We start from the raw sequence: 11,045 nt of genomic DNA, 5'->3' as shown, positions 1-11,045 counted from the left end.
ATAACGGAATAGATAGTGAGAAACAAGCAGAAAGCGACTTTACCCCATTTCTAAACATTATGAACGAATGGTATGCAAGAGATACATCAAGAAAAATACAATCTATCTTCAGAGCAAGAATGGAAGAGGGTAAAAGAGTATCGCCAAGCGTTCCATACGGCTATTATAGAAACCCTAAGAATAAACGAGAGTATAGAATTTTTTCTGTAAATTTGCCTTCTATGGTAATTTTGTCAATTTAGACAACTTAAATTTATATAATAAATGACTGCAGGGTTGGCTTTCAAAAAGCCTGCTCTGTTTTCATAATATTATCTATTTTTTTGCATGTCAAGAAAAACTGACGTTTTCAGTTTTTTTACATATTAATATCCAATACGTTCTTCGTACATAATTGATAACTCTCCGAAAATCACTCCCCAATTTCTAATAGGATGAGTCCATTTCCTGCTTATTCTCTCTATCGATAGATACAATGCCTTTTCTAACGATAGTTTAGTTGAAAATACACTCCTACTTCTATTTAATCTCTTAAATTGAGAATTCAAGCTTTCTATCGCATTTGTTGTATAAATTACCTTCCTTGTTTGAGGTGAAAATTTAAATATTGGTGTTATGCAGTCCCAATTTACGTACCATGATTTCATTGCATTCGGATATTTTTCAGACCATTTTTCATCCACAGCATCTAAGTTCTGTCTAGCCTGTTCTTCATTGTTAGATAAATATATGCTCTTTAAATCACTTGCAAATTCCTTCTTGTCCTTATAGGATACATATTTCAATGTATTTCTAACTTGATGTACTATACATCTTTGGTATTCCGTATTAGGAAAGGCTGCATTAATCGATTCTTTTATACCTGATAAACCATCTGCACAAAGGATTATTATGTCCTTAAGACCCCTGTTTTTTAATTCATTGAGGATTGAAAGCCAGTATTTTGATGATTCTGCATCTCCTATATACATTCCTAGAACTTCCTTTACACCGTCTTTATTTATGCCTAAAACTATATATGCAGCTCTCTTTTTTACTATACCGGAATCTTTTACCGAGAAGTGAACAGCATCGATGTATATCACTGGATATATAGGATCCAAAGGCCTGTTTTTCCATTCCTCTATCTTTGGTATTACCTTATCGGTAATATCTGATATTAGAGATTCTGATAGCTCAAATCCGTATATATCTTCTATTTCCTCTATTATGGTTTTATTACTCATTCCTGATGCATAAAGGTTTATTATCTTCTGCTCAATTTCTGATATATCCTTTTGTCTCTTTTTTACTATCTGAGGCTCAAACTCTGAGTCTCTATCCTGAGGGACGTTAATTTCAAGTTCTCCCATTGAACTTCTGACTTTCTTAGTCTTATATCCGTTCCTATAGTTATTTGATTCATCATCTCGAGTATATTTTTCATAGCCAAGATGTTCATTCATTTCTGCTTCTAGCATGTCTTGCAGAGTTTCTCCCAGTAAGTCTTTTAGTGCTTCCTGAATATCTTTTGCAGTTTTGATATCATAAGTCTTAATTAATTCACTTACAATATTTTTCTTTGCTGGATCCATTGGTTCTTTTTTTCTTCTTCCCATTTTAAAAGTCCTCCTATGATAATTATATTTTACCATAGAAGGACTTGTTTTAATTTACAGAGTTTTTTGCATACTCTCACTTAACTTAATTAGAGTGCCCATCCAGCGGATTCAAGTTTTTGCTTTAAGAAATTTCTATAAATTCCTTCTTGTGAAATCAAAGATTGATGAGTTCCCCGCTGAACAACTCTACCTTGATTTATTACAACAATTTGATCTGCGTTCTGCACCGTACTCAAGCGATGGGCAATCGAAATCAATGTTTTATTCTTTGTTAGTTCTACAATGGCAGACAGAAGTGCTTGCTCATTTTCTGGATCGACGCTGGAAGTGGCTTCATCTAAAATGATAATGGGGGCATCTTTTAGCATGGCGCGAGCAATAGAAATCCGTTGCTTTTCGCCCCCAGAAAGTGTAGAACCGCCCTCACCAATGATTGTGTTGTAACCATCTGGCAATGCGGAAATAAAATCATGACAGCAAGCGCGTTTTGCGGCGGCTTCCACTTCCTCATGTGTGGCGTCCGGCTTACCAAATTTGATATTGTTTTCAATGGAATCGTGAAAAAGATACACATTCTGAAAGACCATGCTGATATATTCCAAAATACTATCCGCAGTATAGTTTTTGACATCTTTTCCTCCAATCCGAACAGCGCCGTCCTGCACATCCCAAAATCGGGCAATTAAATTACACAAAGTTGTTTTACCGCTGCCGGATGGCCCTACAATAGCACAGGTTGTATGTTCTGGAATTTCCAAAGAGATGTCATGGATAACCTGCCGCTTGCCATAGCCAAACGAGATATAATCCAGTGCTATATCGTAGTGGGAAGTTTCTAATTTATCTGTGCTGGTATCCATTTGCGGTATATTGGTGACTTCTTCCAAACGTTCCAGTTCTGTGATTATTTTCTTGCTCAAAAAAGCACTGTTTCCCATAGTTTCTAAATCAGAGTACACCGTAAACGCACAAAACAGGAAAGTCAAACAATACGGCAAACTAATTTCTCCTGCCATGAAAATCAATGCTGCTACAGCAATCAGCACACAGCTCATGAGCTTATATACCAGAATATAAAAACGAAGAACTCCGGCTGTGGCTTTTTCCTGCCCATAATCTGCATCCCACTTTTTTTGAAATGCGCTGCGTACTTCTCGTTGTCCTTCCTCACCTTTGGAGAAAGAGCGTAGAACAGAAATCCCTCGGATATATTCCATTGATTTACTCACCAGATTTTCCTGTGCTTCTTGATAAATGGGAGTATATTGCGCGGCTCTACTGCGGACCCAACGAAGAACAAGTAAACCTAATAATAGCCCGATCAGACTCAAAATGGCAATAATTGGGTTGAAAAAGAACATCATAATTGACATGAGAGCTGCCATAGCAACACCGCTTGTCATCTGCTCGATTGCAAGCATGGAGTAACCCTCTAAATCCGCAATCGTCGTAGTAAGTATTGTCTGAATAGTTCCTAAATTTTGCTCTGAAAAGTAGCCCATAGGAGCCTGTTTCAATTTTTCTCCTATTTCCAGACGATAATCACGGAAAATATCATATCCTGTTCCACTCATGGTACGGTCATACATCCATTGGAAGAAAAAGCGTCCGATAACACTTCCTAATACAACGCCAAAGGCTTGCAGGATAATAGTGGGTGTAAGATTTTCTAAATGCAATAAAATCCAAAAAACACCGAACATCATAAAACTATTGAAAAAGGATTTGAGAATATTAAATGTGATACCAACGATGATTTTCTTTCGGCTTCTACCCGCAATCTTAAAAATTCGGCGTATCATTTCAAACATGGTTTTCCACTCCTCCTTTCATGTCTGCTTCTTCTATGGTTCCGGCATATTCTTGCCACATCTTTTGATAGATGGGGCATTCCCGGAGAAGTTCTTCTTGTGTCCCACGGCCTGCAATATTTCCGTTTGACACAACCAGAATTTGGTCGGCATTGCGAATCGTATTCAAACGGTGTGCTACAACAATCAATGTCTTTCCAGCCACTAATTTGCTGATTGCCTGTTGAATGAGTGCCTCATTTTCTGGATCAGCATAGGCAGTGGCCTCGTCTAAAATGACTACGGATGCCGGTTTTAGCATGGCCCGTGCAATCGTAATACGCTGGCGCTCCCCGCCAGAAAGACGGTCTCCGGCATCACCGGCCAGTGTGTCATATCCCTGCTCTAACTGCATAATAAAGTCGTGACAGTTAGCAGCTTTTGCGGCAGCTTCTACTTCTTCATCTGTTGCTGCCGGATTACCCATGCGGATATTTTCCCGAATGGATTTGTCGAATAGGAAATTGTCCTGTGCCACATAACTGATTTCACCCATCAACTGCTCAAAAGGGATTTGACGAATATCCTGGCCGCCGAAACGCACAGAGCCGGAAGTCACATCCCAAAAACCAGCCATCAGTTTCGCAATCGTGGATTTACCAGAACCGGAAGGCCCAACAATAGCCGTCATAGTGCCGGGTCTGGTTTGAAAAGAAATACCGTGGAGAACTTCGATTTCTTTATAACCGAAATGTACGTCCTCGAATTGGTAAGTACGTTCTCCCAAAGATACAGGTTCAGATGGGCGGACAAGTTCCGGGGTTTTTAGGAAAGCTGTTACTTGCTCCAAATTACCTTTTATCATGCTGACTTGCTCCATCGCTTCAGACACTTTCATCAATGGAGCAACAAACCCCAGCGGAACTACTAAAGATATTAAAAATACGGGAAGTGAAAGCGTTCCTTCCATATAGAGCCATGCGCCAACTGGTAATGTACCCAAAAGAGTAGAGGGCAGAACGGCCCTCGCTGCGGCGTTCCAGAACCAGCATTGGCTCCACCACTCCATTGTGGAATCGTGAAAATAGTTGACAGATTCCGAGTATTTTCCATAGGAAGAAGCAGAGCGATTAAAGGCTTTAATGACTTGAATACCGTTGACGTATTCCACTAAAGAACTATTCATATCATTCGCAGAGCTTATATAATTCTCCATTCGGGGGCCATAACCGCGCATCATAGCAGCAAAAAAGAGAATACCCAGTGGAACTGTGATTAGGGATGCAAGCCCCATGTGCCAGTCCAGGATGAAAATCAGAAGGATGCTGCACAACGGTGCCGCAATATTTGATGGAAGCTCTGGCATAAAATGTGCCATAGAATCTTCCAGCTTTGCAACATTGTCTACAATCAGGTTTTTGAAAGTTCCTGTGGGCGTTTCCAGCATAACACCCATTGGGACTTTTGCCATCCGATCTGTGATTGCTTCACGGATATTTTTCAAAATCGTGAAAGAGATTTTGTGGGACATAAGAGAGGAACGCCATGTAAGAAGCATTTTTATAATCTGACATATGGCAGCAATTCCGCTGAAAAACAAAACGCTCTGCGGAGTAGCTGTACCGTGATAGAGTTCATCTGCTAACAGTGCCACCATTAGGAATGGTACGATACCAAATATCTCTCCCAACACAGCAAGAAGAATAGAGATGCGCATTTTGCCATTACTCTCACCTACAAAAGCAAATAGTTGGCGGATTGCACCCGGTTTTTTTTGGGACATAAGAAAGCCTCCTTTCAGGCCACAAAATGCAAGAAAGGTATTGCATTTTTCGTGTAACCGTGCTATAATTCAAATTACGGTGTAATATTACAATGTAATATAAGTATAGGATGGAGGGATAGAAATGTCAAGGGATTTTCAACAGACCCATGAAAATCTTTTGTCCTGTGCAAAAGAACATTTTCTGGAAAACGGGTTTGAACGTGCCAGTATCCGTGAAATCTGCAAGGCTGCTCATGTGACAAATGGGGCTTTTTACAATCACTTTGAGGATAAAGAGGCTTTGTTTGGCGCACTTGTAGAGCCAGTAGTTCAGGCGGTATCCGAGATGTATTCCGATTCTGTTGTCAAGCACTTTGAATTGGCCCGGACGGATGAATTAAAGCAGCTCTGGAAACTGTCGGAGGATACGATCCGTCAGATTATCGAATACATTTACGAACATTTCGATGTATTCAAATTGTTGCTGATGCAGTCTGCCGGCACAAAATATACTTCTTTTCTGGATGATGTGGTGCGTTCCGATGTTCGGGAGACACAAAAGCTAATAGCAGAGCTGAAAGATCGCGGAGTTTCCGTACATGATCTGGAGGATGACGAGTGGCATATGCTCGTTCATTCTTACTATTCATCTATCGCAGAAATTGTCTTGCACAATTATTCAAAAGATGCTGCGATAAAATACGCTCATACATTAGCCACTTTTTTCAGTTCCGGGTGGCAAAACGTTTTGGGGATTTGATCCCCAAAATTTTTAACCATAAGTTAGCGTAGTCTAACTATATATAGGAGGTGCGTCTGTAGCATTGCTTTTGCATAAAGAAATTTTTGTTTCTCATTTATTTATCTAATTATATGGAAAGGACTTTTTGAAAATGGAAAATACAAATAAACTCACAGGTAAAGACCTTATTAACATCGGCATCTATTCTGCCATGACCTTGGTTGTTTTCTTTGTTGTTGGACTGCTGACTGCGTTGCCGGTAGTATACCCGTTCTTGTTCCTGATCTGGCCGATCGTTTGCGGCATCCCTATGATGCTGTATTACACGAAAATCAGAAAATTCGGAATGCTTACCATTACCGGCACTATTGGTGGTATTTTCTTCTACCTCATTGGTTATGGATGGATTGGCCTGCTCGGCTGGTTTCTCGGCGGTATTCTAAGCGATGTCGTGCTCAAAATCGGCGGCTATCAGAAATTTAAGGTCACTGTTCTGAGCTATGCCTGCTTTTGTCTCGGCTTCATGGGCTGCCCCGCCAATCTCTGGTTTGCCGGTGAAGCATATTGGGAAAACATTCATACCTCCATGGGTGATCAGTACGCAAACACTTTGCAATCCATGATGCCCTCCTGGATGATGTATGTGGGCTTTGCGCTGCTGTTTGTGGGCGGTATTCTGGGCGCGCTTCTGGGCCATAAAATGCTGAAAAAACACTTTGAAAGAGCGGGAATTGTGTAATGGAGCAGCTTCAAGCAGTTGCTGAAAACAGAACAGGCTTTTGCTTGGACCCACGAACCAAGCTTTTGCTAATGGCCGTTGTCGCTACTGCAGAATTCCTATACAGCCACACCGCCTTTATGATTGCGGTAGCGATGATCCCATTTATCCTGCTGTTGACTAACCGGCAGTATAAAACGGCAACCGTGTTCTTCTGCCTGTTTGTGGTGGGGCTGTTTGTGCAGGCCATCCAGAACTCAGTCCAGTTCCCCATGATCGTCAATATGCTGGTAGTCCTGCTGGTGGGGCTGGTCCTGCGGCTGTTTCCGGCCTATGTGATGGGGGCCTACATCATCAAATCCACTACGGCCAGCGAGTGCATTACCGCGCTGGGCCGGATGCACATTGGGCGGCAGATCACCATTCCACTCTCCGTCCTGTTTCGATTCATCCCCACTATGCAAGAGGAGTCGGCAGCCATCAAAGATGCCATGCGAATGCGTGAGGTTCAGTTCGGAACAAAGAAATTCTGGCAAAACCCCGCCGCTCTGATTGAATACCGTTTTATTCCCCTGATGATCTCGGTGGTCAAAATCGGGGATGATCTCTCTGCGGCGGCCCTGACCCGCGGCCTGGATAACCCGGTCCAGCGCACCAATATCACAAAGGTCGGTTTTACTGGCTGGGATCTACTGGTGGTGCTGATTGCCGGAGCCGCACTGCTCTCCACATACTTTTTCAGTCCGTGGTAAGGAGGTGATACTGTGATTGAATTGAAAGATGTTTCCTTTACTTATGAGAGTGGAGAAACCCAAAATAACCTGAACCATATCAATCTGACAATCCAGGATGGCGAAACCATCCTGCTCTGCGGAGAGTCCGGTTGCGGCAAGACGACGCTGACCCGGCTAATCAACGGCCTGATCCCGCATTATTACGGCGGGAAGCTGACCGGGCAAGTCCTTTTAGATGGGAAAGAGTTAAAAGACTATCCTCTTTATCAAATCGGGCAACGTGTGGGGTCTGTATTCCAAAACCCAAGAACACAATTCTACAATGTGGATACCACCAGTGAGATTGTGTTCGGGTGCGAGAATATGGGATTACCGGTTCCTGAAATGACAAAGCGGCTTGAAGATACTGCAAAGAGCTTGAAACTGGAAAAGCTGTTAAACCGAAGCCTGTTTGCATTATCAGGTGGCGAAAAACAAAAAATTGCCTGTGCCTCGGCGGATGCGATCCATCCAGATATTTTCGTGTTGGATGAACCTTCCTCAAATTTGGACATTGCAACGATTGAAGATTTAATTCAAGTCATTCGCCGTTGGCAATGCGAGCAAAAAACTATTTTGGTAGCGGAACATCGGCTTTATTATCTTGTTCCTTTAGCTGATCGCATTATCTACATGAAACATGGAGAGATCAGCAAGGAATTTACAAGGCAGCAATTTCAAGCATTGTCCCCCGAAACTTTACAGGTAATGGGGCTACGTGCCCTTGATCCATTCAACCTTCCACCGGAGGCTGCCCCCAAACCGACCGCTCCGAAATTGCATATCAAAGGGTTCCGGTTCTCCTATGAAAAGCACGGCCCCCTCAATGTGGATGTTCCAGACCTAAACTTGCCTCAAGGCGAGATTATAGGTATCATCGGAAACAACGGCGCAGGAAAATCCACCTTCGCCCGGTGTCTGTGCGGTCTAGATAAAAAAGCGAGAGGTGTGCTTGAAATGGATGGGGCCTCCTATGACGCGAAGCAGCGCAGGCATATCTCCTATATGGTCATGCAGGATGTAAATCATCAGCTATTCACGGAAGATGTGCTGGACGAATTGTTGCTTAGTATGGATGGCGAGGACGAGAAAGCAGACACAGCCTGCGCCAAGGAGATACTGACAAGCCTTGACCTGTTGGAGAAGGCAAAGCTGCACCCCATGTCCCTGTCAGGCGGTGAAAAACAGAGGGTGGCGATTGGCAGTGCAATAGCCTCGGACAAAAAGATTCTGATATTTGACGAGCCTACCAGCGGATTGGATTACCGGCATATGCTGGAGGTATCAGACAACTTAAACCGCCTGAAAAAACTGGGAAAGAGCCTGTTCCTGATTACACATGACCCGGAACTTATTTATAAATGCTGCACCTACCTGTTGTTCATTCAGGGGAGCAAGGTGCTGTGGCACCGACCTATGGACGGGGAGGCTGTGGGTCTCTTAAGGGCTTTCTTCTCCCACGAGCAAGAAGCAGATGCAGTCAATGCCTCCTGGTAAAAAACTGCACGCTTCCGGCGAGGACTATCTGGAGGCTGTGTTGGTAATCCAGAAAAAGAAAGGCATGGTACGCTCCGTGGATGTGTCCCGGCACATGGAGGTGTCAAAGCCCAGCGTGTGCCGTGCGGTAGTGATTTTACGGGATGGCGGCTTTCTCACAATGGATGAAGATCACTTTCTCCATCTGACCGATATGGGTCGCGAAGTTGCTGAGAAAATTTACGAGCGGCACTGTTTCTTCCGCGACAAGCTCATCGCCGCAGGCGTTGATCCCAAGAGAGCGGAATACGATGCCTGCCGGATGGAACACAATATCAGTATAGAATCCTTTGAGAAACTTCGGGATTACTATTCCTCTCAAAAGGGAAAATAGTTGGCCCATACAGTAACGGACAGAGCAATGCGGCCGGGCAATACACCCGACCGCATTATTTGTCAGCTTTCTTCTCTTTGGTATCCAGCATTTTGTCAACCAGGGCAAGCAGCAACTTCTGATCCCGCTGGCTGCATTGTGGAACCAACCGCATGATCCGGTCAACGATTTCGCTGTCTGCGTTCACCTGCAGTGCAAGAATCTCATCAAAAGAAGCGCCAATGGCATTGACAAGGCGAATCAGGACATCCAGGCTCGGCTTGCGCCTGCCGCTTTCTATGGCCGCTAAAAAACGAGGACTGATTTCTGCACGCTCCGCAATCTGTTCTCTCTTATAGTTTCGTTTTTCTCTGGCATTCCGCAAGGATGTCCCAAACGAAAAATCCATAAGTCGTATTTTTTTATCCATTCTCCGTCACCTCACATAATATTTTACGGTTTACAAATATTATGTGAAATGATTGGATAGTTGCTTTTTTATAGCTATTATGTGTTGCTATTTTTGCTTAGGAGGAGATGATAATGCAAAAAGACAATGACCTGTCTGCTCGTGGCAGGTCCTCTTAACAAAGAAAATCTGGCCGTGAAACTGCGCCAGAATCCTTAAAAAGTCGTTTGCTACCTACTGGTTTATCATGGCCTTTATGGGAACTAACAGTAGTAATAAAAAAGCAACAATATAGGGCGGACATAGACATGGAATATTCCCATGCCCGTGTCCGTTTTGTTTTGCCATATTCCCACGCTGCCGTTCTCCACCTTACGAGAGTTTTAAAACCACATACTTTTCAAACTCTTGGAGGTAATGGCTATGAGCAAAAAACAGGAAGAAAGGGCGAATTATTATTTTTACATAGATGGACAGGCTGTACTGGTAAGCAAACAGGTTTACCGCGTGTATCAGCACTACGAGTGAAAAGAAGAATACTTTTCCTACGATCTGAAAACGGAGAAGTTCCAGAAAGACACAGCGACTTTCCTGCCCAGCAGAGAGGATTCCTATGAGCGCCTGCTGGAACAGGACAGGCAGTTTGCCACACCCGGAAAAAGCGTAGAACAGCTTGCATTGGAACCTCTGGAAGCGGAACGGATACGCTTTTGTTTGGCTCAATTAACCGATGAGGAGTGAAAACTGATTTCTCTGCTTTTCTATCAGGAAAAAACAGAGCAGGAAGTTGGGAATATGCTGCACATTTCACATCAGGCGGTCAATAAGAGAAAACAGGCACTACTGTTGAAGCTGAGAAAAATTTTTGAAGAATTATTCTGAAATCGGTTGCTAAACTGCTTTCCCAACGGGGAAATAAGTGAGGGGGTCTATCTCCCTCGTGCAGCTTGACAACTGAATAGACGGCATTTCCAGTACATAACCCATGTACGAGCGAATCAGGCGCGCTGCGAAGATGGACAGCCCCATGAGGTGATGAACAGAACTGTTCAGAGCGATCAACGCCAGCCTGAACCCCGAAAGCAGCATTTCGGGTGCGATGACTGCATGGAGGCTTAAAGATACTTCCTCACGGCCTCCTAAAGACTTGGGAGGAACCCTGCGGCGCACGAGTAAAACGACGCTGCGGAGTTATGACAGCCGCGCCAGCGGAGACCGGAAATGTCCCCATCGTCAGGGGTGCATGGCAAATGTGGCGAGCATAAACCAAACTACAATACAGCAGCTGCACCGATTGACAGGTTGGCACAAACCCTCAGCTTTATCGGTACGGCTGCTTTTTTATAGGTTCTATAATATATAGCGTTGATGGTAACAAAAATGCTTTCAAAGTCGTAA

General features: G+C 43.5%; 11 protein-coding genes and 1 pseudogene. 7 read left to right on the top strand and 5 right to left on the bottom strand.

What is annotated here, in order from left to right; translation table 11 throughout:
- Nucleotides 1-191 (top strand): annotated as a pseudogene (locus HMPREF1639_RS09080) (recombinase family protein); the annotation flags it as partial.
- Between the two features lie 174 nt (nucleotides 192-365).
- Here the strand turns inward: HMPREF1639_RS09080 and HMPREF1639_RS05590 are convergent.
- The 3 genes from HMPREF1639_RS05590 to HMPREF1639_RS05580 all read right to left on the bottom strand — a co-directional run bounded on the left by HMPREF1639_RS05590 (nucleotide 366) and on the right by HMPREF1639_RS05580 (nucleotide 5,174).
- On the bottom strand, nucleotides 366-1,574 hold the full coding sequence (locus tag HMPREF1639_RS05590) for an IS256 family transposase (protein WP_442956597.1): 1,209 nt from the start codon (nucleotides 1,572-1,574) through the stop codon (nucleotides 366-368).
- A gap of 113 nt (nucleotides 1,575-1,687) precedes the next feature.
- Nucleotides 1,688-3,412: an ABC transporter ATP-binding protein gene (locus tag HMPREF1639_RS05585; RefSeq protein ID WP_036764266.1), complete on the bottom strand. Its 1,725-nt coding sequence runs from the start codon at nucleotides 3,410-3,412 to the stop codon at nucleotides 1,688-1,690.
- Nucleotides 3,405-5,174 carry an ABC transporter ATP-binding protein gene (locus HMPREF1639_RS05580; protein ID WP_036764264.1) on the bottom strand — a complete coding sequence of 590 codons (1,770 nt, stop codon included), beginning with the start codon at nucleotides 5,172-5,174 and terminating at the stop codon, nucleotides 3,405-3,407. The genes HMPREF1639_RS05585 and HMPREF1639_RS05580 overlap by 8 nt, the downstream gene beginning before the upstream one ends.
- Before the next feature lie 124 nt (nucleotides 5,175-5,298).
- Here HMPREF1639_RS05580 and HMPREF1639_RS05575 point away from each other — a divergent pair, with 124 nt between their 5' ends.
- From HMPREF1639_RS05575 to HMPREF1639_RS05555, 5 genes are all read left to right on the top strand, one after another.
- Nucleotides 5,299-5,916, top strand: coding sequence for a TetR/AcrR family transcriptional regulator (locus HMPREF1639_RS05575; RefSeq protein ID WP_036764262.1), 618 nt, complete (start codon nucleotides 5,299-5,301; stop codon nucleotides 5,914-5,916).
- A 133-nt stretch (nucleotides 5,917-6,049) separates the two neighbouring features.
- On the top strand, nucleotides 6,050-6,637 hold the full coding sequence (locus tag HMPREF1639_RS05570; RefSeq protein WP_036764273.1) for an MptD family putative ECF transporter S component: 588 nt from the start codon (nucleotides 6,050-6,052) through the stop codon (nucleotides 6,635-6,637).
- Nucleotides 6,637-7,368: an energy-coupling factor transporter transmembrane component T gene (locus HMPREF1639_RS05565; RefSeq protein WP_036764260.1), complete on the top strand. Its 732-nt coding sequence runs from the start codon at nucleotides 6,637-6,639 to the stop codon at nucleotides 7,366-7,368. The genes HMPREF1639_RS05570 and HMPREF1639_RS05565 overlap by 1 nt, the downstream gene beginning before the upstream one ends.
- Nucleotides 7,369-7,380: 12 nt before the next feature.
- The gene (locus tag HMPREF1639_RS05560) at nucleotides 7,381-8,886 is read left to right on the top strand and encodes an ABC transporter ATP-binding protein (protein WP_036764259.1); all 1,506 of its coding nucleotides are present in this window, start codon (nucleotides 7,381-7,383) and stop codon (nucleotides 8,884-8,886) included.
- Nucleotides 8,864-9,259: a metal-dependent transcriptional regulator gene (locus HMPREF1639_RS05555; RefSeq protein WP_442956596.1), complete on the top strand. Its 396-nt coding sequence runs from the start codon at nucleotides 8,864-8,866 to the stop codon at nucleotides 9,257-9,259. The genes HMPREF1639_RS05560 and HMPREF1639_RS05555 overlap by 23 nt, the downstream gene beginning before the upstream one ends.
- A gap of 55 nt (nucleotides 9,260-9,314) precedes the next feature.
- Here the strand turns inward: HMPREF1639_RS05555 and HMPREF1639_RS05550 are convergent, their stop codons facing one another.
- Both HMPREF1639_RS05550 and HMPREF1639_RS09480 read right to left on the bottom strand, forming a co-directional pair.
- A complete protein-coding gene (locus HMPREF1639_RS05550; RefSeq protein ID WP_198021066.1) occupies nucleotides 9,315-9,668 on the bottom strand; it encodes a helix-turn-helix domain-containing protein in 354 nt (117 codons plus the stop codon).
- Nucleotides 9,669-10,019: 351 nt separating this feature from the next.
- Complete coding sequence (locus HMPREF1639_RS09480) at nucleotides 10,020-10,370, bottom strand: hypothetical protein (RefSeq protein WP_242847288.1); 351 nt, start codon at nucleotides 10,368-10,370, stop codon at nucleotides 10,020-10,022.
- A gap of 21 nt (nucleotides 10,371-10,391) precedes the next feature.
- On the opposite strand from HMPREF1639_RS09480, the gene HMPREF1639_RS09640 reads away from it, so the two are divergent.
- Complete coding sequence (locus HMPREF1639_RS09640; RefSeq protein ID WP_334290921.1) at nucleotides 10,392-10,529, top strand: sigma factor-like helix-turn-helix DNA-binding protein; 138 nt, start codon at nucleotides 10,392-10,394, stop codon at nucleotides 10,527-10,529.
- The last annotated feature ends 516 nt before the right edge of the window (nucleotides 10,530-11,045 follow it).

The organism is Peptostreptococcus sp. MV1 (assembly GCF_000758885.1).
Classification (GTDB): Bacteria; Bacillota; Clostridia; order Peptostreptococcales; family Peptostreptococcaceae; genus Peptostreptococcus.
Note: the sequence above shows the minus strand (reverse complement) of the source record. Positions and strands in the feature narration are given on the sequence as shown.

Bases quoted from the DNA above. Each gene is read 5' to 3' on its own strand.
- HMPREF1639_RS05590 (WP_442956597.1), bottom strand. From the start codon at position 1,574: ATGGATCCAGCAAAGAAAAATATTGTAAGTGAATTAATTAAGACTTAT.
- HMPREF1639_RS05585 (WP_036764266.1), bottom strand. From the start codon at position 3,412: ATGTTTGAAATGATACGCCGAATTTTTAAGATTGCGGGTAGAAGCCGA.
- HMPREF1639_RS05580 (WP_036764264.1), bottom strand. From the start codon at position 5,174: ATGTCCCAAAAAAAACCGGGTGCAATCCGCCAACTATTTGCTTTTGTA.
- HMPREF1639_RS05575 (WP_036764262.1), top strand. From the start codon at position 5,299: ATGTCAAGGGATTTTCAACAGACCCATGAAAATCTTTTGTCCTGTGCA.
- HMPREF1639_RS05570 (WP_036764273.1), top strand. From the start codon at position 6,050: ATGGAAAATACAAATAAACTCACAGGTAAAGACCTTATTAACATCGGC.
- HMPREF1639_RS05565 (WP_036764260.1), top strand. From the start codon at position 6,637: ATGGAGCAGCTTCAAGCAGTTGCTGAAAACAGAACAGGCTTTTGCTTG.
- HMPREF1639_RS05555 (WP_442956596.1), top strand. From the start codon at position 8,864: ATGCAGTCAATGCCTCCTGGTAAAAAACTGCACGCTTCCGGCGAGGAC.
- HMPREF1639_RS05550 (WP_198021066.1), bottom strand. From the start codon at position 9,668: ATGGATAAAAAAATACGACTTATGGATTTTTCGTTTGGGACATCCTTG.